Source organism: Streptomyces sp. NPDC014861, assembly GCF_043081625.1.
Lineage (GTDB): Bacteria > Actinomycetota > Actinomycetes > Streptomycetales > Streptomycetaceae > Streptomyces.
The window spans coordinates 214950-241737 of sequence record NZ_JBIBWV010000006.1 but is presented as its reverse complement, the minus strand read 5'-3'; the positions used below and the strand labels follow the sequence as shown (position 1 = coordinate 241737).

Genomic DNA, 26788 nt, shown 5'->3' with positions numbered 1-26788 from the left:
CCCCCCACGGCATCCCTCATCCACAGATGGACGACTGCACATGCGACGCTCCCTGATCCCCGCCGCCACGCTTGTCGCGGCCATGGCGGGTTCTCTCGCTCTGGCCCCGACGGCCTTCGCGACCGGCGGCGAGTACGAGCTCCCCCTGCACCAGTCGACGCCGGTCAAGGCGGCCGACTTCCAGCAGGGCGAGTGCCCCGAGACGATCCCGGCCGACCAGGACGGGTGGCACTTCGTGATCCCCGGCGGCGGCGTGGACTTCGTCAAGCTGACGGTCACGTTCGACAACGGCGCCCCGATCGAGGTCACCTCCTTCGGCCCGCCGAAGGACGACCACGCGTACGTGGCGTCCGCGGCCGGCGCCCAGCTGACCTCCGCCGTCGCGATCGTCGACGGCAAGGTGAAGCAGGGCTTCTTCAACCTGTCGCACACGTGCGCGGCGGAGGAGGCCGGCGGCACCACCGGCGAGACGACCACCGGCGAGACGACCGGTGAGACGACTACCGGCGAGACGACCGGTGAGACGACTACCGGCGAGACCACCGCGGGTGAGACGACGACCGGTGAGACCACCGGTGAGACCACCACGGGCGAGACGACCGGTGAGACCACCACCGGCGAGACGACCACCGGTGAGGCCACCACGGGTGAGACGACCGGCGAGACGACCGGCGAGACCACCACCGGCGAAGCCACCACCGGCGAGACCAGCACCGGCGGGACCGCCACCACCGGCGAGACCACGACCGGCGAGACCACCACGGGTGAGACCACCACGGGTGAGAGCACCGGCGAGGCCACCGGAGAAGGCACTGCCACCGCCACCGGCGGCGACGCCGCCACGGGCGAGACCGCCGCCGGCAGCGAGACCGACACGAAGGGCGGTTCCGAGGAGGGCAACCTCGCGGAGACCGGTTCGAGCGCGCCGGTCGGCGTGATGGCCGGTGTCGCCGCCGCGCTCGCCGCGGCCGGTGCGTTCCTGGTGCTGCGCCGCCGCAAGGCCGCGCAGGGCTGACGTACCCCTGGGCTCAGGACGTGAAGTGCCCCCACGGGATTCCCGTGGGGGCACTTCGCCGTGGTGAGGGGGTCAGCCGGTGTTGCGCAGGCCCGCGGCGACGCCGTTGACCGTGAGCAGCAGGGCCCGGGCGAGCAGCGGGTCCGGGTCCTCGCCGGTCTCGACGGCGGCGCGCTGGCGGGCGAGGAGGGCGACCTGGAGGTAGGAGATCGGGTCCAGGTAGGCGTCGCGGATGGCGAAGGTCTGCTGGAGGACCGGCTGGGAGTCGAGCAGCTTCTCGCCGCCGGTGACCTTGAGGACCTCCTGCACGGTGAGCGCGTGCTCGGCCTCGATCGTCTCGAAGACGTGCTTGAGCTCGTCGGGGACGAGGGTGTCGACGTAGTGGCGGGCGATCCGCAGGTCCGTCTTCGCGAGGGTCATCTCGACGTTGGAGAGGAAGTTGCGGAAGAAGTGCCACTGCTCGTGCATCTCGCCGAGGACCGCGTCGAGACCGGCCTCGCGCAGTGCCTTGAGGCCGGAGCCGACGCCGAACCAGCCGGGGACGATCTGGCGGGACTGGGTCCAGCCGAAGACCCACGGGATGGCGCGCAGACCGTCGAGCGAGACGCCGGAGCCGGGGCGGCGGGCGGGCCGCGAGCCCAGGTGCAGGTCGGCGAGCTGGTCGACCGGCGTGGAGGCGAGGAAGTACGTCGGCAGGTCGGGGTCCTCGACGAAGGCCCGGTAGGCGGCGTGGGCGGCTTCGGAGACGACGTCCATCGCGGCGTCCCAGCGGGCGAGGGCCTCGTCGGACTGGCGGGGTGCCGTGTGCAGGGCGGAGGCCTGGAGGGTGGCCGCGACGGTCAGCTCCAGGTTCTCCCGGGCCAGCGACGGGATGAGGTACTTGTCGGAGATGACCTCGCCCTGCTCGGTGACCTTGATCTCGCCCTCCAGGGTGCCCCAGGGCTGGGCGAGGATCGCGTCGTGCGAGGGGCCGCCGCCGCGGCCGACGGTGCCGCCGCGGCCGTGGAAGAGGCGGAGGCGGACGCCGTACCGGTGGGCGACGTCGCGCAGGCGCCGCTGGGCGCGGTGGATCTCCCACTGGGAGGTGGTGATGCCGCCGAACTTGGAGGAGTCCGAGTAGCCGAGCATGACCTCCTGGACGTCGCCGCGGAGCGCGACGAGGCGTCGGTAGGAGGGGTCGGCGAGCATGTCGTTGAGGATGACGTCGGCGGCGCGGAGCTCGTCGGTGGTCTCCAGGAGCGGCACGATGCCGATCTCGGCCCAGCCGGCGTGGAGGTCGATGAGGCCGGCCTCGCGGGCGAGGACGGTGGCGGCGAAGACGTCGTCGGCGCCCTGGCACATCGAGATGATGTAGGACTCGATGACCTCGGGGCCGAAGCGCTCGAAGGCTTCCTTGATGGTGTGGAAGACGCCGAGGGTCTTCTGCCCGGCCTCGTCGAGCGGTGCCGGGGTGGGGGCGAGGGGGCGGCGGGAGCGCAGTTCCTTGGCGAGCAGCCGCTGCCGGTAGTCGCGGGGCATGTCGGCGTACCGCCAGGACTCCTCGCCGAGTCGGTCGAAGAGCTGGCCGAGGGCGTGGTGGTGGGCGTCGGCGTGCTCGCGGACGTCCATGGTGGCGAGCTGGAGGCCGAAGGCGGCGAGGGTGCGGATGGTGCGGTCCATGCGCCCGTCGGCGAAGAGGCCGCCGCGGTGCTCGCGCAGGGAGGTCTGGATGAGGGTGAGGTCGCGGATCAGCTCGGCGGTGCCGAGGTAGTCGCGGCCTTCCTGGTGGGGGGTGCCGTGCGCGAGGCGTTCGCGGGTGTTGAGGAGCTTCTGGCGGACGCAGGTGGTCTTGAGGCGGTACGGCTCCTCGGCGTTGAGCCGCTTGTAGCGGGGGCTGATCTCCGGGAGGAGGTCCAGGTCGCGCTGGAGGGAGTCCAGGAGTTCCTGGGTGGCTCCGGTGTAGCGGATGGAGTTGGAGAGCAGGCCGCGGAGGAAGTCGATGAGCTCCAGGGCGTCGGTGATGCCGTGCTCGTGCTGGAGGATCAGGACGTCCCAGGTCACCTGGGGGGTGACGTTGGGGTTGCCGTCGCGGTCGCCGCCGATCCAGGTGCCGAAGGTGAGCGGGCGGGTGCCGGAGGGGAGCTCGTAGCCGACGCGCTCCAGTTCGGCGGCGAGGTCCTCCAGGACGTCGCCGACGGCGTCGGCGTGGAGCTCGTCGAGGTAGTAGATGGCGTTGCGGGCCTCGTCGGCGGGCTCCGGGCGGACGACGCGGAGTTCGTCGGTCTGCCAGATGAGGTCGATGTTCTCGGCGAGCCGGAGGTCGTGGCGGCGGCGGTCGGCCTCGATGACCGGCGCCTCCAGGAGGGCGCCGATGCGGCGGAGCTTGTTGAGGACGGAGCGGCGGGCGGCCTCGGTGGGGTGCGCGGTGAAGACCGGGCGCACGTTGAGGTTCTTGACCGTCTCGCGTACGTGGGCGGGGTCGCCGTCCTTGAGCATGTCGGCGGTGCGGGCCAGGAGGCCGCCCTCGGCGGCGCGCTTCTCCCGGAGCTCGCGGCCGCGGTGGACCTGCTCGGTGACGTTGGCGAGGTGGAAGTAGGTGGAGAAGGCGCGGACGAGCTTGGCGGCCGTCTCCAGCTCGACGCCGCGGAGCAGCTCGGCCGCGGCGTCGCCGTCCTCTCGGGTCAGGCTGCGGACCCGCTCGACGAGGTCGAGGAGGTCGTGGCCCTCTTGGCGGACGAGGGTCTCGCCGAGGAGGTCGCCCAGTCGGCGGATGTCGGCGCGCAGCTCGGCGTTGGTGGTGGGAGTCTGGTCGGCACTGCTCACAGGTGCGGCTCCTTGCAGTGTTCAAGCACGTCTGGAGGGTTCTGGAGGCTTGCGGACCGCGCTGTCCGACGCACCCAGGATAGGTGTCCATTCCCTGGACGTCGGGCAGCCCCCCGCTTGTGCCCTCTTGCCGGGTGCCGTCGCGCTGCCATACTTACGTCGCCGTAGGTTACGCAGCCGTAGCCTCGGCCTGTTCCGCACCGTACATACCCTCACCCTCACCCCCCAGGGGACACGCATGACCATCAGCCCCGAGGTCACCTCGGCGTCCGAGGCGACCGATCCGGTCCAGACCCTGCCCTCCGCCACGCTGGGCGGCGACAGCAAGGGTTCCGTCGAGCAGCTCGCGCTGGCGCTGTTCATCGTGGTGCCCTTCGTGGCCCTGCTGGCGGCGGTGCCGCTGGCCTGGGGATGGGGGGTGAGCTGGCTGGATCTGGGGCTGATGACGGCGATGTACTACATCGGCTGCCACGGCATCACGATCGGCTTCCACCGCTACTTCACGCACGGTTCGTTCAAGGCGAAGCGTCCGCTGCGGATCGCGCTGGCGATCATGGGGTCGCTGGCGGTCGAGGGGCCGCTGGTGCGCTGGGTGGCGGACCACCGCAAGCACCACAAGTTCTCGGACGCGGAGGGCGACCCGCATTCGCCGTGGCGGTTCGGGGAGACGGTGCCGGCCCTGATGAAGGGCCTGTGGTGGGCGCACATCGGCTGGATGTTCGACGAGGAGCGGACGCCGCAGCACAAGTACGCGCCGGATCTGATCAAGGACGCGGCGATCCGGCGGATCTCGCGCAACTTCATCCCGTGGACGATCGTCTCGCTGGCGATCCCGCCGGTGGTGGGCGGTCTGGTGACGTGGTCGTGGTGGGGCGCGTTCACCGCGTTCTTCTGGGGTTCGCTGGTGCGGGTGGCGCTGCTGCACCACGTGACGTGGTCGATCAACTCGATCTGTCACGCGGTGGGCAAGCGTCCGTTCAAGTCGCGTGACCGGTCGGGGAACGTGTGGTGGCTGGCGGTGCTGTCGTGCGGCGAGTCCTGGCACAACCTGCACCACGCGGATCCGACGTCGGCGCGGCACGGTGTGCTGAGGGGGCAGGTCGACTCCAGCGCGCGGCTGATCCGCTGGTTCGAGCAGGCGGGCTGGGCGTACGACGTGCGGTGGCCGGCGCAGTCGCGTATCGACGCCCGGCGCCGGTCCGCGGCCGCCGACGCGGCATGATGGAGGACGTGGCGATCGACGGCGGTTCCAGCAGCACCAGCGGTACGGGCGGTACCGGGGCGAAGCCCCGGCGGAGCCGGCGGGTGAGGATGACCGGCGCGGAGCGCCGGGAGCAGCTGCTGGACATCGGGCGCACGCTCTTCGCCGAGAAGGGTTTCGAGGGCACGTCGGTGGAGGAGATCGCGGCGAAGGCCGGGGTGTCGAAGCCGGTGGTGTACGAGCACTTCGGCGGCAAGGAGGGCCTGTACGCGGTCGTGGTCGACCGGGAGATGCGGCAGCTGCTGGACGGGGTGACGGGGGCGCTGACCGCCGGCCATCCGCGGGAGCTGCTCGAACAGGCGGCCTTCGCGCTCCTCGACTACATCGAGAACTACACGGACGGTTTCCGGATCCTGGTCCGGGACTCGCCGGTGGCGCAGTCGACGGGCACGTTCGCCTCGCTGATCAGTGACATCGCGACGCAGGTCGAGGACATCCTGGGCCTGGAGTTCAAGGCGCGCGGCTTCGACCCGAAGCTGGCGCCGCTGTACGCGCAGGCTCTGGTCGGCAGTGTGGCGCTGACGGGCCAGTGGTGGCTGGACGTGCGCAAGCCGAAGAAGGCCGAGGTGGCGGCGCACCTGGTGAACCTGGCGTGGCACGGCCTGGACGGCCTGGAGCAGAAGCCGCGGCTGATAGGGCACCGGAAGAACTGAGCGCGCGGCCGGGTCCGGCGGGTGTCCGCCGGACCCGGCCTTTTCCGTCCGGTCCCCGGGTGGGGGATCGTGAAAAGCTTCGTTGCCGTCTCAACGATCAACGCTATGATCCCTCCACATCCGGGGGAGGGTGTTTCGCCCTCCGCACGTGGCCCTCGTGTGCCGTGCGGAGGTGGTGCGGAGCCCTGTCCTCGGTACCTGTTCTCACGTTCCCCAGGGGGGGATCACTTTGCGTTCCGTATTCTCCGGGCGCGCCCGCCGCGTCTCCGCGTGCACCGCGCTCGCCCTCGCCGCCGGCATGCTGCTGGCGACCCCCGCTTCGGCCGGCACGCCCGTGCCGGCTCCCCCGGTCGCGCAGCCGACCGCCTCCGTCGAGCTGCCCGGCCGGTCCTACACCGTGCCGCAGGGCACCGGCCGCGCCTCCGCCGCGGGCGCCACGGGTGACACCCGGCCGCTCGCGGACCTGAACAGCGACGGCTGGGAGGACGTCATCTTCCGCGCCATGGACGGCAAGCTGTACTCGTCGCTGTCCGACGGCGGCGGCGCGGAGTTCCTGACGAGCCGCACCGAGGTCGCCAAGGACGTCATCCCGATCGGCAACCAGGGCGGCAACAACAGCCGTCCCGAGGTGCTCGTGCTGTCCGGGACCGGCACCCTGACGATGTACCAGGACGCCCACCGCGACAGCTACGACGGGGAGTGGCGGGTCGGCACCGGCTGGCAGATCTACAACAAGGTCTTCTCCCCCGGCGACCTCAACGGCGACGGCCGCGCCGACGTCCTCGCCCGCACCCACGCCGGTGAGCTGTACGTGTACCTGGGCACCGGCCACATGACCGGCCCGCTCTCCACCCGGAAGCGGATCGGCGGCGGCTGGGGCGTCTACGACCAGCTGGTCGGCGTCGGCGACGCCAACGGCGACGGCAAGGGCGACCTGTACGCCCGCGACACCACCGGCCGCCTGTGGTTCTACGCCGCCACCGGCAACCTGAGCCGTCCGTTCGCCGGCCGGCGGGCGATCGGCCAGGGCTGGAACACGTACAACCAGATCGCGTGGGCGGGCAGCGGCGCCGTCGTCGCCCGCGACAACACCGGCACGGTGTACCTGTACGACCCCCGGGGCAACGGCACCCTGTCGCCGCGCCGCAAGGCGAGCGCGACGGGCGGCTGGGCGGGCGTCGCGCAGTTCGCGAACTCCGGCAGCATCCCGCACACGGGCAAGGCGGCCGTGATGGCCCGGACCCACGCCGGCAACCTGTACTGGTACGGCGCCACCACCCGGGGCGTCCTGACCGCCCGGGACCAGCTGAGCGAGGACGGCGGGTGGAGCGACGTCACGGTCTTCCACCCCTCCTCGCTCGACGGGGACGGCCACTCCGACTTCGGCTGGGCCTACGAGGGCCGTCTCGGCGTCAACGGGAACACCATCGGTTCGGGCTGGGGCGTCTACAACGCCCTGGTCGGCCCCGGTGACCTGAGCGGCGACGGCAAGGGCGACCTGCTCGCCCGGGACCGCTCCGGCGTCCTGTACCTGTACGAGGGCAACGGCCACGCCACCGCGTTCGCCTCCCGGGTCCGGGTCGGCGACGGGTGGAGCACGTACAACAAGCTGGTCGGCGCCGGCGACTACACCGGTGACGGCCGGACGGACCTGCTGGCCCGCACCACCTCCGGCGACCTGTACCTGTACGCGGGCACGGGCAGCGCGAGCGCGCCGTTCAAGGGCCGGGTGAAGATCGGCGGCGGCTGGGGCGCGTACCAGCAGATCGCCGCCCCCGGCGACCTGAACGCCGACGGCAAGGCGGACCTGCTGGCCGTCACGTCCGGCGGCACGCTGTACCGCTACATGAACACCGCGCCGGGCAGGTTCTCCCCGCGCACGCAGCTCGCCACGGGCTTCGGCATCTACAACACGCTCTTCTGACCCTTCCGGTCCCGAACGGCGTTGCCCCGCACCGGGATTCCCGGTGCGGGGCACTGTTCGAAATCCGTTCGCGTCCTTGTCGGCGGGGCGGGTTACACTCACGCACACATCCGGTCGGATGTTCGCCCCTCGCACGTCAGAGCACGTGCGAAGGCGCCGCGAACCCGTCCGGGTCCACCTTTCTTCGTTCCCCAGGGGGGGATCTCTTTGCGTTCCATGTTCTCCGGGCGTGGCCGCCGCGTCGCCGCGTGCACCGCTCTCGCCCTCTCCGCCGGCATGCTGCTGGCGACGCCGGCCTCCGCCGAGACCCCGGCCCCGGTCGTCAAGGCCGAGAAGAAGGCCCCGTCCTTCACGCCTCCGAAGCTGGTCCGCCCCGCCCAGGACGGTGCCCGCGCCGGTGCGCAGAACGCCGAGGCCGGCTCCCTGCCGCTGTCGGACCTGGACGGTGACGGTCTCGACGACCTCATCTTCCGCACCGTCGACGGCGAGCTGTACTCGGACCTCTCCGCGGAGCCGTTCGAGCTGTACCGCTTCGAGGAGGGTGTCGCCAAGGACATCGTCCCGATCGGCCAGCAGGGCGGCTACACCTCCGAGCCCGAGGTGCTGGTCGTCTCCGAGGACGGCACGCTCACCCTGTACCAGGACGCCGCCGCGAACGGCACCCCGTACGAGTACCGCGTGGGAGGCGGCTGGCAGATCTACAACAAGATCACGTCGCCCGGTGACGTGAACAACGACGGCCGGGCCGACGTGCTCGCCCGCACCTTCGACGGCCAGCTGTACCTGTACCTGGCCACCGGCAACCTGGCCAAGCCGCTCGGCGGCCGCATCCTCGTCGGCCCCGGCTGGGGCGTCTACGACCAGCTGGTCGGCCTCGGCGACGGCAACGGCGACGGCCGGGCCGACCTGTACGCCCGCGACACCTCCGGCACCCTGTGGTGGTACGCCGGCACCGGCGTCAACACCAAGCCGTTCGCCGGCCGCGTGTCCATCGGCGGCGGCTGGAACGACTACAACCAGATCATGCCCGCCGGCGGCGGCGACCTCTGGGCCCGCGACAACAACGGCACGCTGTACCTGTACACGGCCAAGGGCAACGGCACGCTGAACACCCGCCAGAAGGTCGGCGACACCGGCGACTGGGCCGGCATCGCCCAGTTCGCGGGCGCCGGCAGCAACCCTTACACCGGCAAGGAAGGCGTCATCGGACGCGACTCCGCGGGCACGCTGTGGTGGTACGCCAACAACACCAAGGGCGGCCTGTACCCGCGCCAGGACCTGTTCGAGGCCCCGGGCCTGTTCAAGGGCATCAACTACGCCCACCTCTCCTCGATGACCCCGGACGGCCTCTCGGACGTCTCCGTGGTGTTCGACGGCGTGCTGACCATCGAGGGCCAGGAGATCGGCAGCGGCTGGCAGGTCTACAACAGCATCGTCGGCCCCGGCGACCTGAGCGGCGACGGCAAGGGCGACCTGCTCGCCCGGGACCGCTCCGGTGTCCTGTACCTGTACAAGGGCGACGGCACGGGCGCGAAGCTCTCCTCGCGCATCCGGATCGGCTCCGGATGGGGTGCGTACAACACCATCCTCGGTGCGGGCGACTACACCGGTGACGGCCGCAACGACCTCCTCGCCCGCACCACCGGCGGCGACCTGTACCTGTACCCGGGCACCGGCAACGCGACGTCGCCGTTCAAGTCCCGGTACAAGATCGGGAGCGGCTGGAACGCGTACAAGCACCTGGCCGCCCCCGGCGACCTGAACGCCGACGGCAAGGGCGACCTGCTCGCCGTCGCCGGCAACGGCAACCTGCTCCGCTACCTCGGCACCAAGCCGAACACGTTCTCCAAGGCGACGCCGGTCGGCCCCGGCTACCAGATCTACAACACCTTCTCCTGACGCCTCACGGCGAACGGGAACGCCCCGCACCGGAGGATTCCGGTGCGGGGCGTTCCCGTTCGCCGGAGGGTCAGTTCGGCCTGCGGGCGACCGCGAAGACGCGGCGGAAGGGGAAGACCGTGCCGTGCGGGCCGGCGGGGTAGGCCTCGCGCAGCAGGTCGCGGTACTGGGCGAGGAAGGCCTCGGCGGCCGGCGGGTCGTCGCCGAGGGCGGTCAGGACCGGGCGCAGGGCGGTGCCCTTGACCCAGTCGAGGACGGCGTCCTCGCCCTGGAGGAGCTGGCAGTAGACGGTCTCCCAGACGTCGGTCTCGCAGCCGAGGCCGGTGAGGCGGGCGAGGTAGTCGGCGGGTTCGAGGATGTGGACGAAGCGGCGGCCCTGGCCGGCGAGGCGCGCGCGCCACTCGGGGAGGGCGCAGAGCTCGCCGAGGAGGGCGTGGCTGGGGGAGGTGAAGTTGCCGGGGACCTGGAAGGCGAGGGTGCCGCCGGGGCGGAGGCCGTCGATCCAGCGGGCGAAGGACTCGGGGTGGTCGGGGACCCACTGGAGGGCCGCGTTGGACACGATGAGGTCGTAGGGCTCGCCGGGGGTCCAGTGGGCGGCGTCGGCGGGGCGGAAGTCGATCCAGCCGCCTCCGGGGGTGCTGCCGGCCCAGTCCTTCTCGGCCTGTTCGAGCATCTCGGGCGAGAGGTCGTAGCCGGTGATGTGGGCGTCGGGCCAGCGGTCGGCGAGGAGGGCGGTGACGTTGCCGGGGCCGCAGCCGAGGTCGGCGATGCGGGCGGGGCGGTCGGGGTGGGGAAGGCGGGGTATTCGGTGGAGGAGATCGAGGAAGGGGCGGGTGCGGTGGGTGGAGTGGCGGAGGTACTGCGCCGGGTCCCACACCGGTGCGGCGACGGAGTCCACGGAATGCATGTTCGAAGCTCCCTTGCAGGCGAGAGTCGGCCAAACGGAACCGGTTCCGGCCGGGTCCTTCCCCACTGCCCGGCCAAATATATCTTGATGTCGAGATACATGATATCAAGAAACTCGAATGCAAGAGACTTTATGTCAACAGACCCACTACACTGATCGACATGGAGGACGAGGTCGACCGTCTGGTCGCTGCATGGCGCCGTGAGCGCCCGGACCTCGACGTGGAACCGTTGGAGGTCCTCAGCCGCGTCTCCCGGCTGGCCCGGCACCTCGACCGCGCCCGCCGGCTCGCCTTCTCGGAGCACCAGCTGGAGCCCTGGGAGTTCGACGTCCTCACCTCGCTGCGCCGCGCCGGAGCCCCGTACCAGCTCTCCCCCGGCCAGCTCCTCACCCAGACCCTGGTGACCTCCGGCACCATGACCAACCGCATCGACCGGCTCACCAAGAAGGGCCTGGTCGAGCGGCTGCCCGACCCCAGCGACCGGCGCGGGGTCCTGGTCCGGCTCACCCCCGAGGGGCGCGACCGCGCCGACGAGGCGCTGGCCGGACTGCTCGCCCAGGAGCGGGCCATCCTCGCCCAGCTCTCCCGTCCGCAGCGCGCCGAACTCGCCGCCCTGCTACGCCGGCTGACCGCCCCGTTCGACAACGTTCCCGGCTAGTTCCGGCAGCGGCGCCGGGCCCACGCCCGCGCGGCGGGCCAGGGCCACCGCCGCCAGCGTCGAGTGGACGCCCAGCTTCCCCAGCACGTTCTGCATGTGCGTACGGACCGTGTGCGGGGAGAGGAAGAGCCGCTCCGCCACCGCCTTCCGGCCCAGACCCGCCACCATGCAGCGCAGCACCTCCCGCTCGCGCGGGGTCAGCGACTCCACCAGGCGCTCGCTGTCCGTCCGGTGCTTCCGGGCCGCCGTCAGCTCCCGCAGCACCCCCGTCAGCAGCGCCGGCGGCAGATGCGTCTCGTCCCGCAGCACCCCGCGGACCACGGCGAGCAGCCGCTGGAGCGAGCAGTCCTTCGCCACCCAGCCGGAGGCCCCCGCCTGGAGCGCGAGCGCGGCCCTGCCGGCGTCGTCCCGCTCGGCCAGCACCACCGCGCGCACCGCGGGCTGCGCCTTCCGCACCCCCGCGACCAGCGAGATCCCGTCCACGGCGGGCTCGCCCTCCGGCCCGTTCGAGGCGACCGGCGAGGCCGCGGGCGCCACACCCAGGTCGGCGTCGACGAGCAGCACGTCGAAGCGGCGCCCCTCCGCGACCCCCCGGTCGAGGCAGCGCAGGGCGGCGGGACCGCTGCCCGCGGCGGCGACGTCGACGTCCGGCTCTGCCGCGAGCGCGGCCGCCAGCGACTCGGCGAAGACGCGGTGGTCGTCCACCACCAGGACCCGGATTCGTGCCACGGACAACCCCCAAGTGTCGAGGAGAGACCGGCGCGGTACGGCGCCGGGGGCGGGTCCGTCGGGCGCACGGCCGCCGCCGTGCCCTGATCGCTACCCCGCTCCCGGCGCCGTACCCGACGGGTCTCGCCCCCTGAACGGCACCGGCCCCCACCGGCGCTGCCCACAGAGTAGGGGCGGGGCGGCACGGTGGGGGCCGATTGGCGGAAGTGTCCGAAGTCGACCGTACGTGTGGCCGAACGGGGTCAGAGTCGGCGGGCGCCCGCCGAAGGGACCGCGGGGAAGACACCCGGCTCCGCGTACCCGGCGCCGGCGAACGCCTTCCGGACCGCCGCGCCGATCTCCTCCGCCCGGTCCGCCTCGACCAGCACCACGGCGGAGCCGCCGAAACCGCCGCCGGTCATCCGGGCGCCGAACGCGCCGGCCGCGTTCGCCGCCTCCACCACCAGATCCAGCTCCGGGCAGGAGACCCGCAGGTCGTCGCGGAGCGAGGCGTGGCCCTCGGTGAGGACCGGGCCGATCGCGCGGGTCTCGCCGGCGTCGAGCAGGCCGATCACCCGGACCACCCGGTCGTTGTCCGAGACCACGTGACGGACGTACCGCCGAACCGTCTCGTCGCCCAGGCGGTCGAGCGCGGCGGGCAGATGCGCGGCGTCCACGTCGCGCAGGGCGCGCACTCCGAGCGCCCGCGCGCCCGCTTCACAACCGGCGCGTCGCTCGGCGTACGCGCCGTCGCCGAGCGCGTGCTTCACGCGGGTGTCGACGACCAGCAGCGCCAGTCCCTCGGCTGCGAGGTCGAAGGGCACCTGCCGGTACGCCAGGTCCCGGGTGTCCAGGTGGAGGGCGTGGCCCTCCTCGGCGCAGGCGGAGGCCATCTGGTCCATCACGCCGCAGGGCACGCCGACGAAGGCGTTCTCGGCGAGCTGGGCGGTCCGGGCCAGTTCGGGGCGGGTCAGACCGAGGCCGAAGAGGTCGTTCAGGGCCAGGGCGGTGACGACCTCCAGGGCGGCCGAGGAGGAGAGCCCGGCGCCGGTCGGCACGGTGGAGGTGAGGTGGACGTCGGCACCGGTCACCGGGTGCCCGGCCGCCCGCAGCGCCCAGACGACGCCGGCCGGGTAGGCGGCCCAGCCACCGCCGGCGAGCGGTTCGAGGGCGTCGACGTCGAGCTGGACGACCCCGCCGTCGATGTCCGCCGAGTGCAGGCGCAGGACGCCGTCGTCGCGGCGGGAGACGGCGGCGACGGTGGTGTGCGGCAGGGCGAGCGGCAGCACGAAGCCGTCGTTGAAGTCGGTGTACTCCCCGATGAGGTTGACCCGCCCGGGGGCGGCCCAGACACCGTCGGGCGCGGTGCCGTACAGCGCCTCGAAGTCGGCGGCGACGTTCACGGGCGGGCTCCTTCTCTCTGCCGGGCGAAGGCCCAGGCGTCGGCGACGACGTCCGCCAGGTCGGGGCGGGACGGGATCCAGCCGAGCCGCTCGCGGGCGGTGTCGGCGGAGGCGACGAGGACGGCGGGGTCGCCGGGGCGGCGGGCGGCGGCGAGCTCCGGGATCGCGTGGCCGGTGACCTCGCGGGCGGTCTCGATCACCTCGCGGACGGAGAAGCCGTTGCCGTTGCCGAGGTTGCAGATCAGGTGCTCGCCGGCGGGCACGGTGCCCTCCGTCATGGCGTCCAGGGCGAGGACGTGGGCCTCGGCGAGGTCGGCGACGTGGATGTAGTCGCGAACGCAGGTGCCGTCGGCGGTGGGGTAGTCGTCGCCGTACACGGAGATGGCCTCGCGGCGGCCGAGGGCGACCTGGAGGACGAGCGGGACGAGGTGCGACTCGGGCTCGTGGCGCTCGCCGAGTTCTCCGTACGCCCCGGCGACGTTGAAGTAGCGCAGGGAGGCGGCGGCGAGTCCGTGGGCGGCGCACTCGCCGGTGATCATGTGGTCGACGGCCAGCTTGCTCGCCCCGTAGGGGCTGGTGGGGGCGGTCGGCGCCGACTCGGTGATCGGCACGGTCTCCGGCTCGCCGTAGGTGGCGGCGGTGGAGGAGAAGACCAGCTTGCGGACGCCGGCCGCGCGCAGGGCGGCGAGCAGGGCGAGGGTGCCGCCGACGTTGTTCTCCCAGTACTTCTCCGGCTTGGCGACGGACTCGCCGACCTGCGAGAAGGCGGCGAAGTGCAGGACCCCGTCGTAGGAGCCGTCGAGCCACCGGGCGGCGTCCTGGATCCGGCCCTCGATGAACTCGGCGCCCGCGGGGACGCCCTCCCGGAAGCCGGTGGAGAGGTCGTCGAGGACGGTGACCCGGTGGCCCCGCTCCAGGAGGTGGGCGGCGACCACGCTGCCCACATAGCCCGCCCCGCCCGTGACCAGGTACTTCCTGGAAGTCGTCATGCGCTTGCCACCTCTCGGATGCGCCGGGCCGCGTCCTCCGGCCGGATGTCGTTCATGAACGCGCCCGCACCGGACTCGGTGCCGGCGAGGAACTTCAGCTTCCCGGGAGCACGCCGGACGGTGAACAGCTCCAGGTGCAGTCCGAACTCCTCCCGCCGCTCGTCCGTGAACGGCGCCTGGTGCCAGGCGGCGATGTAGGGCGTGGGCGGCTCCGCCGGGCCGAAGATCCGGTCGAAGCGCCTCAAGAGTTCCAGATAGACCTGTGGGAACTCTGTCCGCGCGGCCTCGTCGAGGGCGAGCAGGTCGGGCACCCGCCGGGTGGGGTGGAGGTGGACCTCGTACGGCCAGCGGGCGGCGTAGGGGACGAAGGCGATCCAGTGCCCGGTCTCCAGGACCACCCGCTCGGCGTCGGCGCGTTCGCGCGCGACGAGGTCGTCGAAGAGGTTGCGGCCGGTGGCCCGGCGGTGCTCGTCGGCGCGGCGGCGCGTCAGGGCGGTGCGGGGCGTGACGTACGGGAAGGCGTAGATCTGGCCGTGCGCGTGGGGCAGCGTGACGCCGATCTCCCGCCCCCGGTTCTCGAAGCAGTAGACCTGCTCGACGCCGGGCAGGGCGGAGAGCTCGGCGGTGCGGTCGGTCCAGGCGTCGAGGACGAGCCGGGCCCGCTCCTCGGTGAGGTCGGCGAAGGAGGAGGTGTGGTCGTCGGTGAAGCAGACGACCTCGCAGCGTCCGACACCGCCCGAAAGGGAGGGGAAGCGGTTCTCGAAGACCACGACCTCGTAGTCCTCCTCGGGGATCTCGCTCTCGTGCCCGGCGCGGGCGGGGCAGAGCGGGCAGGCGTCGGCCGGCGGGAGGTAGGTGCGGCTCTGCCGGTGGGAGGCGACGGCGACGTGGTCGCCCGTCAGCTCGTCGTACCGGATCTCCGAGCGGGAGGTGACGGGGGTGAGCGGGCGCGGGTCGGCGGCGGTGCGCACGGCGTCGTCGCGCGTGTCGTAGTAGATGAGCTCGCGCCCGTCGGCGAGCGTGGTGGCGGTCTTCTTCACGGGGGTGCCCTCCGGGCGCGCGAACAAACAGAACCACGCACAAAGAACCACAATCAAACATCGGAGTCAATGGCGAGGCACCCCCACCCGCCCGGACGGGACCTCAGTACCGCTTGCGCTGCCCCGGCACCGCCCGCTCCAGCAGGCCCGTCCGGGCCGCCAGCGCCGCCGCCTCGAGACGCGAACCGACCCCCAGCTTCATCAGCACCCGCTGCACATGCGTCCGCGCCGTGCTCGGCGCGATCCCCATGCCCGCCGCGATCAGCCGGGTGTCCTCCCCCTCCGCGACCCGCACCAGCACCTCCACCTCCCGGTGGGTCAGCAGCCGCAGCAGCCGCTGCGCCTCGTCGTCCGGCTGCGCCGCCGGATTCAGCAGCTCGGCGAAGGCCCCCGCGAGCAGCTGCGGCGCCACCGCCGCCTCCCCCGCCCTGGCCTTCATCAGCGCCCGCTCGACGCCCTCGATCCGCTCGTCGTGCCGGACGTACCCGGACGCCCCGGCCGCGAAGGCCGCCGCGATCCCGCGCGGCGACGGCACGGGGCCCAGCACCACCACGGCCACCTGCGGGCGCTCCCGCTTGATCCGCGCGACCGGTTCGAAGGCACCGGGCGCGGCCGGCGCGGCCGTGCCGAAGAGGCAGACCTCCGGCGCCCGGCCCACCACGACCTCCGCCGCCCCCGCCGTCGGCGCGGCCGCCGCGAGCACCCGGTGCCCGCGCAGCTTCAGTGCCGAGGCGAGCGCCTCCGCGAGCAGGCGGTGGTCGTCCACGACCACGAGCCGTACGCCCATCCCGTCATCCCCCATCCCCCGGGCCCGCCGTCCCCCGGCACCCCTGACCCGGCAAGCTACACGCTCCCCCGCCCCACGGCCCGTCAACCTCGGTCGCCCGAAAGGAGGACCGGTCCCCCCGCACGTGCGCGAAGGGCCTCCCCGGTCGTCCGGGGAGGCCCTTCGCGCGGGCGGTCGCGGGGTCAGCCCTTCGTGCTGAACGACACCGCGTGGTACTTCTTGCCGTAGGAGCTCTCGGACTCCCGCGCCTTGTTCGCGTAGGTGGCCCCGATGAAGAACCGGCCGTCGGCGTAGAGGAGTTCGGCGCCGGTGAGGGAGAAGCTGCTCACGATGTCCCGGTTCCCCTTGTCCGAGGGGGTCGCCATGAGCAGGGTCTCCTTCATCGTGCCCGCGTTGACGGAGACGATCTGCCCGCCCTTGTCGTACGGACCCGCCTTGTACGCGATGATGTCGCCGCCGTCCATGCGCAGCGGCATCAGCGTGTACCCGTCGCCCGCGTCGGCCTTCTCCGGCGCGGTCCGGCCGGTGGCGAGGTCGAACGCGATGATCTCGTTGGTCTCGTCGCTGTACTCGCCGGTCGAGCCGTCGTGCTCCTCGGTCGGCACGTAGAGCCGGTCGTCGCCGACGAGGACCTGCCGGCACTCCTCCACCGAGGTGGCGCCGCACTCGGCCGCGTAGCGGTCGGCGTTGGCCGTGATCTTGGTGCGGAGCTTCCCGGTCTTCTCGTCGATGGAGAAGAAGTCCGAGATGCTGCTGCCGTCGTCGGCGGCGTCGCCGACATTGGCCGCGACGACCAGCGGCTTGGTCGAGACGATCGACGCGTACTGCACGCCGGACGGCATCTTGTACTGCGAGAGCGGCTTGCCCGAGACCGGGTCCAGGTTCTGCACCAGGATGCTCTGGGCGCCGTACTTGCCGCACTTGCGGACCGCGACGAGCCCGGCGCCGCCGCCGTAGCCCATGTCGAAGCAGTTCTGGTCGTCGGACTGCGGCTTCCAGCGGACCTTGCCGGTGGCCGCGTCGAAGGCCGCGCCGCCGTCGGTGCCGCCGGCCGCGACGGTGGCGCCGCTGAGCGTCACCTCGCTGAAGCGGGCCTTCTGGTCACCGCCGCCGCCGACCGAGGCGGACCAGAGCAGCTTGCCGGTGTTCAGGTCGAGCATGCCGACCTGGTTGCAGCTCTGGTAGTAGCGGGGCGCGACGCGCTTGGACTCCTCGAAGAGGATCGGCACCTTGTGGTCGGCGGTCATGTGCCGGGACGCGCCGCAGACCTGGCCGGCCAGCGGGATCGTCCAGGAGACCGCGCCCGTGGCGATGTCGTAGCCGACCACCGAGTTGACGCCCGTCTTCACGTACGTCCTGTCGGTGAGCCAGGAGCCGTCGACGGGCGTGGTGTCGGGGACCTTCGGCACGTCGATGCGGAAGGCCAGGCTCGCGCCGGTGTCCGCGCCCGGCTTCTCCTTGCCGTTGCCGCCGAGCCCGCTGCCGCCGGTCGTGGCCTCACCGCCGCCGCCGTTCGGGCTCTGGCTGGTGCCGCCCGCGGGCTTGGCGTCCGTCGGCTCGTCCGAGCCGGAGTTGGCGTACCAGACGCCGCCGCCGACGATCAGCGCGACGGCCACGACCGCCGCGACGATGATCATCGCCTGCGCCGACAGCTTCTTCCGGCCGCCCGGCGGAGGCACCGGGAGGTGCTGCTGGGGCGCGGTCGGATAGCCGTACGGCTGCTGGGGCTGGGTCGGATAGCCGTACGGCGGCGGCACCGGCTGCGGGGCCTGCTGCTCCGGGTACCCGTAGCCGGGCTGCGGGGCCTGCTGCTCCGGGTATCCGTAGCCGGACTGCGGGGCCTGCTGCGGGGCCTGCGGGTAGCCGTAGCCCGGCTGCCCCTGCGGCGGGGGCGTCGGCGCGCCGAAGCCGCCGTGGGCCTGGCCCTGGCCGCCCTGGGCCGGGTCCTGCGGGGCACCGAAGCCACCCGCCGCCGGGGGCGGCGGGTAACCGCCGGGCGGCTGGTTCGGGGGCTGGTCCGGCGGCGGGAACCCGCCGGGCGGCTGGTTCGGCGGCGGAGGGGGTGGCTGGGTCATCGGTCCGCGTACCTCACTTGCTGAAGCCCATCATCGTCTTGATCTCCTTCTCCTCGGCGTCGCTGGACGCCGAGACGCGCCCCGCCGCCACCACGAACGTGCCGCCGCCGTAGGCGTAGCCGGCGCTGAAGAAGCCGCTCTCGATCTGCGAGACCGACACCGGGTGCTTGAGGAGGATCTTGGGCGCGCCGCCGGCCGGGGCGATCGTCGCGACCGCGCCGCCCTTGTCGTACTTGGGCGCGACGTAGACCAGGACCTCGCCGCCCTCCATGCGCAGCGGCGTCATCTGCTGCTCCTCGGGCGCCTTGGAACGCCACTTGGGCTTGCCGTTCCTGAGGTCGAAGGCGACGACCTCGTTGGAGGTGCCGTAGGAGGCGTCGGTCGCCATGTAGAAGGTGTCACCGGCCGCGGCGACACCCGTGCAGCCCTGGAGGTTGCGGCCGAAGATGACGAGGCCGCCGCCGCAGCGCGGCGCGAACTTGTCCTTGCCGCCCTGGATCTGGGAGCGCACGGAGCCGTTCGGGTTGAGCGCGACGACCGACCACTTCTTCTGCTCGCGCTGGAAGGCGGAGACGACCAGCGGATTCACCGAGTAGACCTTGTCGACCTCCCAGGTGAGGGCCAGCTTGTAGGTCCACTTGGCCTTGCCCGTGTTGGGGTCGACCTCGCTGACCGTGTGCTGCTCCTTGTTCACGTCGCCCGTGCGGCACTGGCTGGCCGCGATCAGCTTGGTGGCGTCGCCGGCGTACGCGTACGGCTTGCAGTCGCCGGTGGGGCCGGTGAAGACCTGGCGGCCGTCGGTGAGGGAGAAGCCGTAGGCGCTGCTGCTGCCGGCCGCCGTCACCGTGTTGCCGCCGATGGCGAGGGTGTTGTCGGAGAAGGCGAAGAGGCCGGTCGGCTTCGGGACGGCCTTCTTCCAGCCCGCCTTGCCGGTCTTCAGGTCGATCTGCTGGAGCATCGAGCACTTGGCGCCGTCCTTGGCGCTCTCCTCGTACCCGAAGACCATCAGGCCGCCGGCGCTCGGCTGCGCCGGGGTCGCACACAGCTTGAAGGGGACGTCGACCTGCCACTTCTTGCTGCCGTCGGCGAGGCTGTAGCCGGCGACGCCCTTGTACATCGCCTTGACCACGGTGTCGCCGACGATCCAGGGCCCGAAGACCTCGGAGCCGTTGCGGGGCAGGTCGACGTCGTTGGTGGTGAGGAAGTTGACCTTCGCCTCGCCCGCCTCGCGGGCCGCGTTGAGGTCGTCCGTGCCGCCCTTGTCGCCGCCGGAACCGTCCTCGCCCCCGCCCTCGGACTCGGACTCGGTCGGCTGCGGCGGCGCCGAGGTGGCGCCGGTGGAGGCGCTCGACGTCGGGTTCGCGACGGTCGGCTTGTCGTCGTCGCCCTTGCCGACGACGGCCCAGGTGGTGACGGCGGCGACGGCGACCACGGCCGCGGCGACGGCCGCGACGAGCACCGTGCGGTTCCTGGACGGACCGCCGGAGCCGCCGGAGGGGGCGGGAGCGGGCGGGTACATCGGCTGCGTCTGGCCCGGGTAGCCGGCGTAGGGGCCGGGCTGCTGCCCGTACGGCCCCGGCTGCTGGCCGTAGGGCCCGGGCTGCTGCGGCTGCTGGCCGTACGGGCCCTGCTGCGGCTGCTGCGGGTAGCCGTACGGCCCCGGCTGCGGCGCCTGCTGCGGGTAGCCGTATCCGGGCCCGCCCTGCGGCGGCTGGGCCGGGGGCTGCTGGCCCTGCGGCGGCTGGGCCGGGGGCTGCTGCGGAGGCGCGGGCGGCATCTGCGGCGGCTGTCCGGGCATCTGCGGCGGGACGGGCGGCGTGCCACCCTGGTTCGGATCCTGGGGAGCTCCGAAGCCCCCCGGCGGCTGGTTGCTGGGCGGCTGGGTCATCAGCGCTTCCCCCTTGGCTGTGAGCGGGTTTTCTTTCTACCACTCACCCGGTGGCGCAAAAGCGACCGGTCCATCCCTTGTGCCCAAGGGAGGACCGGTCCGTGATGCCCTCGTTATGCGTTCTCCGCCAGTTCGAGCCAGCGCATCTCCAACTCTTCACGTTCTCCCTGGAGTTCCCGCAACTCGGTGTCGAGCTTCGCGACCTTCGCGAAATCCGTCGCGTTCTCGGCGATCTGCGCGTGCAGCTTCGTCTCCTTCTCGGAGATCTTGTCGAGCTGCCGCTCGACCTTCTGCAGCTCCTTCTTCGCGGCGCGCGCGTCGGCGGCGGAGACGCCGGCGGCGGCGGGCTGCGCGGCCGGGGCCGCGGTCGCCGGGGCCGCGGTCTCGATCATCCGGCGGCGCCGCTCCAGGTACTCGTCGATGCCGCGCGGCAGCATCCGCAGCGTCCGGTCGCCGAGCAGGGCGAAGGTGCGGTCGGTGGTGCGCTCCAGGAAGAAGCGGTCGTGGGAGATGACGACCATGGAGCCGGGCCAGCCGTCGAGGAGGTCCTCCAGCTGGGTCAGGGTCTCGATGTCGAGGTCGTTGGTGGGCTCGTCGAGGAAGAGGACGTTCGGCTCGTCCATGAGGAGGCGCAGCAGCTGGAGGCGGCGGCGCTCGCCGCCGGAGAGGTCGCCGACCGGCGTCCACTGCTTGTCCTTGCCGAAGCCGAACTGCTCGCAGAGCTGCCCGGCGGACATCTCGCGGCCCTTGCCGAGGTCGACCCGGTCGCGGATCTGCTGCACGGCCTCCAGGACCCGCAGCTGCGCGGGGAGTTCGGTGACGTCCTGTGAGAGGTAGGCGAGCCGCACGGTCTTGCCGACGACGATCCGGCCGGCCGGCGGCTGCTTCTCGCCCTGTGTGACGGCCGCGTCCGCCAGCGCCCGCAGGAGTGAGGTCTTGCCCGCGCCGTTGACACCGACGAGGCCGACGCGGTCGCCGGGGCCGAGCTGCCAGGTGAGGTGCTGGAGCAGCGTCTTCGGACCGGCGGTGACGGTCACGTCCTCCAGGTCGAAGACCGTCCTGCCGAGCCGCGCGTTGGCGAACTTCATCAGCTCACTGGCGTCACGGGGCTCCGGCACGTCCGCGATGAGCGCGTTGGCCGCCTCGATGCGGAAGCGGGGCTTGGAGGTGCGCGCGGGGGCGCCGCGGCGCAGCCAGGCCAGCTCCTTGCGGACCAGGTTCTGCCGCTTGACCTCCTCGGTCGCGGCGATCCGCTCCCGCTCGGCACGCGCGAAGACGTAGTCCGAGTAGCCGCCCTCGTACTCGAAGACGTCACCGCGCTGCACGTCCCACATGCGGGTGCAGACCTGGTCGAGGAACCAGCGATCGTGGGTGACGCAGACGAGCGCCGAGCGGCGGGCCTGGAGGTGGCCGGCGAGCCAGGCGATGCCCTCGACGTCGAGGTGGTTGGTCGGCTCGTCGAGGACGAGCAGGTCCTGCTCCTCGATGAGCAGCTTGGCCAGCGCGATGCGGCGGCGCTCGCCGCCGGAGAGCGGGCCGATGACGGTGTCGAGGCCCTGCTCGAAGCCGGGCAGGTCGAGGCCGCCGAAGAGGCCGGTGAGCACGTCGCGGATCTTGGCGCTGCCGGCCCACTCGTGGTCGGCCATGACGCCGATGACCTCGTGCCGGATGGTGGCCCCGGGGTCGAGGGAGTCGTGCTGGGTGAGCACCCCGATCCGCAGCCCGCCGCTGTGCGTGACCCGGCCGGTGTCGGCCTCCTCCAGGCGCGCCAGCATCCGGATGAGGGTGGTCTTGCCGTCGCCGTTGCGCCCCACGACCCCGATCCGGTCCCCCTCGGACACGCCGAGCGAGACCCCGTCGAGCAGGGCACGGGTGCCGTACACCTTGCTGACGTTCTCGACATTGACGAGGTTGACGGCCACGTTGACTCCAGTGCGGGGTGATCGATCGACGTCCCAGGGTACGTCCCCGCGCCCCTCCCCCGCCGGGCCGCCGTCAGCGCGGTCCGGCCCGCCCGGCCCGCTCCACCAGGAGCCATCCCGCCAGGGCCAGGGCGACGGCCGCCGGGGCGGTGAGGGGGACGGCTACGAGGGTCGCCGAGTGGCCGTCGAGGAGTCCCGCGAAGCCCGTCAGGGAGAGGCCGAGCACGCCGAGGAGGGCGAGCGTGATGCCGACGGCGGCGAGCGGGCCGCCCCGGTCGGTGGCCGGGGCGGCGGGGACGGGGGCCTCGAAGCGGCGGAAGACGGCGACGAGCAGGGCCGTGAGGAGCCCGGCGGCCGCGAACCGCAGCGGGACCTGCGCCCACCAGGCGCCCGTGGCGGGGGGCGGGAGCTCCGCGCCGAGGCCGAGCAGCGCCCCGTACACCCCGAGCATCGCCGTCAGGTGCCAGAGGAACGCGGTCATCGCGATGCCGTTGGCGGCGACGACCGCCCGCCACACCCCGGCGCGGGCGGCGAACCGCGTCCCCGGACCCTTGAGCAGTTCGACGGCGCCGACCAGCCACAGGGCGTGGCAGAGCAGGGCGAGGGTCGGCGGCGCCATGTTCGACACCTTCTCCCCTGGCATCCCCACCATCGACAGCGGGTACGGACCGAGGGCCACCAGCGCGGTCGCGCCGGCGAGGCCCCCGGCGGCGAGCACGGCCGGGCGGCGGATCATGCCGTCGGCGCGGAGGAAGCCGAGCTGGTGGACGGCGAGCCAGACGAAGGCGAAGTTCAGGAACTCGACGAAGGGGACGCCCGCCGCGAACCGCAGCGCGTCCACGGCGACGGCGCCGCCCGCGAGCGCGGCGAACGCGCCCCATCCCCAGCGCTCGTGCAGCCGCAGCAGCGGCGGGGTGAAGGCCACCATCGCGAGGTAGATCCCGATGAACCAGAGCGGCTGGGTGACCAGCCGCAGGGCGACCCCGGTGAGCCCGCCGTCCGCGCCGGAGAGCTGGAGCAGCAGCGCGGCCGCTCCCCACACCCCGACGAACACCATCGTCGGCCGCAGCAGGCGCTGGAGCCGGGCCCGCAGGAAGTCGGCGTACCGGGGGCGTGAGCGGTGGGCGAGGGCGTGCGCGAAGCCGCCGACGAAGAAGAAGACCGGCATCACCTGGAACGCCCAGGTCGCCGGCTGGAGTCCGGGCACGACGGCGAGCAGGTTCCCGACCTGCCCGTCGGCGGTGACGGCCGCCATCAGCCAGTGCCCGAGCACCACGACGGCGAGCGAGGCGACCCGCAGCAGGTCGACGTACCGGTCCCGGCTCGCCGGCGTCGCCGCCGCGAGCTCACGCGCGCTGATTCCCATGCCCGTAAGGTCCCGCGCGGCCCCCCGCCGCCGACAGGGCGCGGATACTCAACCGGCGGGTGAGTACGGCCTCAGGGACCGTGCGGGCGCCGGGGCGATCGGAAGCCGCGCCGGACCGGACGCACCGGCCGCGAAGCCGGACCGGGCCGCCAGGCCGGGGTCAGAGCAGGGTCGCGCCCGCCGCCGGGGAGGTCGCCGTGTGCGCCGCGCGGCAGGTGCCGGAGGCGACGAGGGCGGCGGCGACCGCCTCCGCGGCCTCCGCGTCCTTCACCAGGAACGCCGTCGTCGGACCCGAGCCGGAGACCAGCGCGGCGAGGGCGCCCGCCTCCGTGCCGGCCGTCAGGGTCGCGGCCAGCGACGGGCGCAGGGAGAGCGCCGGGGCCTGGAGGTCGTTGGCGAGGGCGCCCGCGAGGGCCGTGGTGTCGCCGGTGCGCAGGGCCTCCAGGAGGGCCGGGGACGCGGCCGGCTCGGGGACCTCGGTGCCCGCGGTGAGGCGGTCGAACTCGCCGTACACGGCCGGCGTGGAGAGCCCGCCGTCGGCGACGGCGAACACCCAGTGGAAGGCTCCGCCGACCGGCAGCTCCGTCAGCTTCTCGCCCCGGCCGGTGCCGAGCGCCGCCCCGCCGACGAGGCTGAACGGCACGTCGGAGCCGAGCTCGGCGCAGATCTCCAGGAGCACGTCACGGGGGGTGTCCAGGCCCCACAGGGCGTCGCAGGCGAGGAGCGCGCCGGCGCCGTCGGCGCTGCCGCCGGCCATGCCGCCGGCGACCGGGATGGCCTTGGCGATGTGCAGGTGGACGTCAGGGGAGAGGCCGTGCCGGGCGGCGAGGAGTTCCGCGGCGCGGGCGGCGAGGTTGGTGCGGTCGAGGGGGACCTGGTCCGCGTCGGGGCCCTCGCAGGTGATCGTGAGCCGCTCGGCGGGCACCGCCGTCACCTCGTCGTACAGGGAGACGGCGAGGAAGACGTTGGCGAGGTCGTGGAAGCCGTCGGGGCGGGCGGCGCCGACCGCGAGCTGGACGTTGACCTTGGCCGGGACCCGTACGGTCACGCCCCGCGCGTCCCGCGTACCGTCCACGCCGTTCATGCCTTCGCCTCCGCGATCCGCGCGAACTCCTCCACCGTCAGCGACTCGCCGCGCGCCTGCGGCGAGATCCCGGCCTTCACCAGGGCCTCCTCGGCGGCGGCCGGGGAGCCCGCCCAGCCCGCGAGGGCGGCCCGCAGGGTCTTGCGGCGCTGGGCGAAGGCGGCGTCGACGACCGCGAAGACCTCCGCCTTGGCGGCGGTGGTCGCGACCGGCTCGGCGCGGCGGACCAGGGAGACGAGGCCCGAGTCGACGTTGGGCGCGGGCCAGAAGACGTTGCGGCCGATGGAGCCGGCCCGCTTGACCTCGGCGTACCAGTTGGCCTTGACGGAGGGGACCCCGTACACCTTGTTGCCCGGTCCCGCGGCGAGCCGGTCGGCGACCTCGGCCTGGACCATGACGAGGGTCCGCTCGATGGTCGGGAAGCGGTCGAGCATGTGCAGCAGGACGGGCACGGCCACGTTGTACGGGAGGTTGGCGACGAGCGCGGTCGGCGCCGGGCCCGGCAGCTCCTGGACGAGCATGGCGTCGGAGTGGACCAGCGCGAAGCGGTCCTCGCGCTCCGGCATCCGCGCGGCGATCGTCGCCGGCAGCGCGGCGGCGAGGATGTCGTCGATCTCGACGGCGGTCACCCGGTCGGCGGCCTCCAGGAGCGCCAGGGTGAGGGAGCCGAGTCCGGGCCCCACCTCGACGACCACGTCCTCCGGGCGCACGCCCGCGGTGCGGACGATGCGCCGGACGGTGTTGGCGTCGATGACGAAGTTCTGGCCCTTCTGCTTCGTGGGGCGCACGCCGAGGGCGGCGGCCAGCTCACGGATGTCGGCGGGGCCGAGGAGGGCGTCGGGGCCGTCGGGGCCGGTGGTGGTGCTCACCGGTACAGCCTAGGCCCTGTCCGGAGGGGCGGGCCTCATCCGAGGAGCCTGCGCCCGCAGTGCGGCCAGGGGCCCGCGCCGCGCTGCACGTAGAGCTTCTTGGCGCGGAAGGTCTGCTCGGCGGCGGGGGCGTCCTGGGCGACGCCGGAGCCGCCGAGGGAGCGCCAGGTGCCGGGGTCGAACTGGTAGAGGCCGCCGTAGGTGCCGGAGGGGTCGACGGCGGTCGGGCGGCCGCCGGACTCGCAGGCGGCGAGGGCGCCCCAGTCCAGGCCGTCGGCGCCGGCGACGGAGGAGGGCAGCGCGCGGGTGCCGACGCGGACCTTGCGGGAGACCGGCTCGCGGACGATCTCCTCGCCGGTGCGGCGGGGCTTCTGCCGGACGCCGTTGACGGACCGGAGGTGGTACGTGATCCGGCGCAGGCCCGGTACGCCCTGCCGGTCGACGACCTCGGTGCCGGCGAACAGGGCGGGGTCGCGGACGCGCTCGACGGCGTACGGGATCGCCTCCTCGCGGGTCTGGGTGGAGCCGGTGATCCGCAGCACGGTGATGGTCTGGCCGTCGCGGGGGAAGGTCTCCCGGGGCACGGAGGTGGTGTCCTCGCCCCCGAGGGTGATGCCGGCCTCGTCGAGGGCCTCGCCGACGGTGGCCGCGTTGGTGCGGACGGTCCGCTCGCGTCCGTCGGCGAGGAAGGTGACCGCGCGCTCGGTGCGGACGTCGAGGGCGAGGCCGCCGCGGGAGATCGCGGCGGAGCGGGAGACCGAGAGATGGGCGCCCTCGGCGCGGACGCCGAGCTGGCGCAGGGCGCCCTCGACGGTGTCGGCGGTGGTCCACACCTGGCGGCGGTGTCCGTCGAGGGTGAGGGCGACCGGCCGGCCGTACCGGAGGACCAGCTCGTCGCCGCTGGCCAGCGGCGTGCCGGGGGCGGGGGCGACGAGGTCGTGGGCGCCGACGGTGAGGCCCTCGTCGGCGAGGAGCTCGTCCACGTCGTCGGCGAAGGTGTGCAGGGTGCGGGGGACGCCGTCGACGGAGAGCCGGATCGCCTTGTCGTCGGCGACGAAGGCGGTGGTGCCGCCGGCGAGGAAGGCGACGACGAGGGCCTGCGGGACGAGCCGGCGCAGCCCGTCCCCGGCGGCGGTACGGGCGGGCTTGCGTCGCCGGGCCGCGCGCCGGCCGGCGGCCCGGCCCTGCGCGGGGACGGGCGTGCCGGGGGCGGGCGTGCCGGGGGCGGGCGCGGGGGCCGTGCCGTGGGCCGCGCCGAGGACCGCGCCGGGCGGCGGGACGAGGGGCGCCGCCTGGGTGGGCTGCTCGTGGACGGGCAGCGTGGCCGCCGCCCCCCGCCGTCCGGCGCGGTGACTGCCCTGGGAAGTGCTCACGAGGCCGGGACCCTAGCCCCGCGGCCGGTCACTCTCCAAAACGACGCGACTACCACACGTAACCGTTATGGATCGGTGATGGTCCCCACCGGGCGCCGGGGGGCGAGGGGCCGGGGGGCGAGGGCCGGGCGCCGAGGGCCGGGGGCCGGGGTGCCGGCGGGGGC

The 26788-nt window shown here is 73.2% G+C and carries 20 protein-coding genes; 6 read left to right on the top strand and 14 right to left on the bottom strand.

Annotation, left to right across the window (positions count from 1 at the left end; translation table 11 throughout):
- The first annotated feature begins 40 nt into the window (after nt 1-40).
- Complete coding sequence (locus ACF1BN_RS15480) at nt 41-1015, top strand: LPXTG cell wall anchor domain-containing protein (protein WP_392332127.1); 975 nt, start codon at nt 41-43, stop codon at nt 1013-1015.
- A 72-nt stretch (nt 1016-1087) separates the two neighbouring features.
- Here the strand turns inward: ACF1BN_RS15480 and ppc are convergent, their stop codons facing one another.
- Nucleotides 1088-3817, bottom strand: a complete 2730-nt coding sequence (gene ppc / locus ACF1BN_RS15475; RefSeq protein ID WP_392332126.1) for a phosphoenolpyruvate carboxylase — start codon at nt 3815-3817, stop codon at nt 1088-1090.
- A gap of 238 nt (nt 3818-4055) precedes the next feature.
- Here ppc and ACF1BN_RS15470 point away from each other — a divergent pair, with 238 nt between their 5' ends.
- From ACF1BN_RS15470 to ACF1BN_RS15455, 4 genes are all read left to right on the top strand, one after another.
- Entirely contained in the window at nt 4056-5039 is a 984-nt protein-coding gene (locus tag ACF1BN_RS15470; RefSeq protein WP_392332125.1) for an acyl-CoA desaturase, read from the top strand.
- Nucleotides 5039-5731, top strand: a complete 693-nt coding sequence (locus tag ACF1BN_RS15465; protein ID WP_392332302.1) for a TetR/AcrR family transcriptional regulator — start codon at nt 5039-5041, stop codon at nt 5729-5731. The genes ACF1BN_RS15470 and ACF1BN_RS15465 overlap by 1 nt, the downstream gene beginning before the upstream one ends.
- Before the next feature lie 229 nt (nt 5732-5960).
- The gene (locus tag ACF1BN_RS15460) at nt 5961-7655 is read left to right on the top strand and encodes an FG-GAP repeat domain-containing protein (RefSeq protein WP_392332124.1); all 1695 of its coding nucleotides are present in this window, start codon (nt 5961-5963) and stop codon (nt 7653-7655) included.
- A 216-nt stretch (nt 7656-7871) separates the two neighbouring features.
- The gene (locus ACF1BN_RS15455; protein WP_392332123.1) at nt 7872-9554 is read left to right on the top strand and encodes an FG-GAP repeat domain-containing protein; all 1683 of its coding nucleotides are present in this window, start codon (nt 7872-7874) and stop codon (nt 9552-9554) included.
- A gap of 70 nt (nt 9555-9624) precedes the next feature.
- Here the strand turns inward: ACF1BN_RS15455 and ACF1BN_RS15450 are convergent, their stop codons facing one another.
- A complete protein-coding gene (locus tag ACF1BN_RS15450; RefSeq protein ID WP_392332122.1) occupies nt 9625-10461 on the bottom strand; it encodes a trans-aconitate 2-methyltransferase in 837 nt (278 codons plus the stop codon).
- Nucleotides 10462-10622: 161 nt separating this feature from the next.
- Between ACF1BN_RS15450 and ACF1BN_RS15445 the strand changes: the two genes are divergently transcribed.
- Nucleotides 10623-11120 carry a MarR family winged helix-turn-helix transcriptional regulator gene (locus ACF1BN_RS15445; RefSeq protein WP_030494707.1) on the top strand — a complete coding sequence of 166 codons (498 nt, stop codon included), beginning with the start codon at nt 10623-10625 and terminating at the stop codon, nt 11118-11120.
- Here ACF1BN_RS15445 and ACF1BN_RS15440 read toward each other — a convergent pair.
- The 12 genes from ACF1BN_RS15440 to ACF1BN_RS15385 all read right to left on the bottom strand — a co-directional run bounded on the left by ACF1BN_RS15440 (nt 11079) and on the right by ACF1BN_RS15385 (nt 26624).
- Nucleotides 11079-11849, bottom strand: coding sequence for a LuxR C-terminal-related transcriptional regulator (locus ACF1BN_RS15440; protein WP_392332301.1), 771 nt, complete (start codon nt 11847-11849; stop codon nt 11079-11081). The genes ACF1BN_RS15445 and ACF1BN_RS15440 overlap by 42 nt on opposite strands.
- Nucleotides 11850-12091: 242 nt before the next feature.
- On the bottom strand, nt 12092-13231 hold the full coding sequence (gene galK / locus ACF1BN_RS15435) for a galactokinase (protein WP_392332121.1): 1140 nt from the start codon (nt 13229-13231) through the stop codon (nt 12092-12094).
- Nucleotides 13228-14220, bottom strand: coding sequence for a UDP-glucose 4-epimerase GalE (gene galE / locus ACF1BN_RS15430; RefSeq protein WP_392332120.1), 993 nt, complete (start codon nt 14218-14220; stop codon nt 13228-13230). Before galE ends, galK begins: the two co-directional genes overlap by 4 nt.
- Complete coding sequence (gene galT / locus ACF1BN_RS15425) at nt 14217-15260, bottom strand: galactose-1-phosphate uridylyltransferase (protein WP_392332119.1); 1044 nt, start codon at nt 15258-15260, stop codon at nt 14217-14219. Before galT ends, galE begins: the two co-directional genes overlap by 4 nt.
- 103 nt (nt 15261-15363) lie before the next feature.
- Nucleotides 15364-16047, bottom strand: coding sequence for a LuxR C-terminal-related transcriptional regulator (locus ACF1BN_RS15420; RefSeq protein WP_392332118.1), 684 nt, complete (start codon nt 16045-16047; stop codon nt 15364-15366).
- A gap of 182 nt (nt 16048-16229) precedes the next feature.
- A complete protein-coding gene (locus ACF1BN_RS15415) occupies nt 16230-18122 on the bottom strand; it encodes a PQQ-binding-like beta-propeller repeat protein (protein ID WP_392332117.1) in 1893 nt (630 codons plus the stop codon).
- A gap of 13 nt (nt 18123-18135) precedes the next feature.
- Nucleotides 18136-20010: a PQQ-binding-like beta-propeller repeat protein gene (locus ACF1BN_RS15410; RefSeq protein WP_392332116.1), complete on the bottom strand. Its 1875-nt coding sequence runs from the start codon at nt 20008-20010 to the stop codon at nt 18136-18138.
- A 113-nt stretch (nt 20011-20123) separates the two neighbouring features.
- Entirely contained in the window at nt 20124-21932 is a 1809-nt protein-coding gene (locus ACF1BN_RS15405; protein ID WP_392332115.1) for an ABC-F family ATP-binding cassette domain-containing protein, read from the bottom strand.
- A gap of 73 nt (nt 21933-22005) precedes the next feature.
- Nucleotides 22006-23298 carry an acyltransferase gene (locus ACF1BN_RS15400; protein ID WP_392332114.1) on the bottom strand — a complete coding sequence of 431 codons (1293 nt, stop codon included), beginning with the start codon at nt 23296-23298 and terminating at the stop codon, nt 22006-22008.
- Nucleotides 23299-23458: 160 nt separating this feature from the next.
- Complete coding sequence (locus ACF1BN_RS15395; RefSeq protein ID WP_392332113.1) at nt 23459-24382, bottom strand: 4-(cytidine 5'-diphospho)-2-C-methyl-D-erythritol kinase; 924 nt, start codon at nt 24380-24382, stop codon at nt 23459-23461.
- Nucleotides 24379-25251: a 16S rRNA (adenine(1518)-N(6)/adenine(1519)-N(6))-dimethyltransferase RsmA gene (gene rsmA / locus ACF1BN_RS15390; RefSeq protein WP_392332112.1), complete on the bottom strand. Its 873-nt coding sequence runs from the start codon at nt 25249-25251 to the stop codon at nt 24379-24381. The genes ACF1BN_RS15395 and rsmA overlap by 4 nt, the downstream gene beginning before the upstream one ends.
- A 35-nt stretch (nt 25252-25286) precedes the next feature.
- A complete protein-coding gene (locus ACF1BN_RS15385; RefSeq protein WP_392332111.1) occupies nt 25287-26624 on the bottom strand; it encodes a ubiquitin-like domain-containing protein in 1338 nt (445 codons plus the stop codon).
- Nucleotides 26625-26788: the final 164 nt, after the last annotated feature.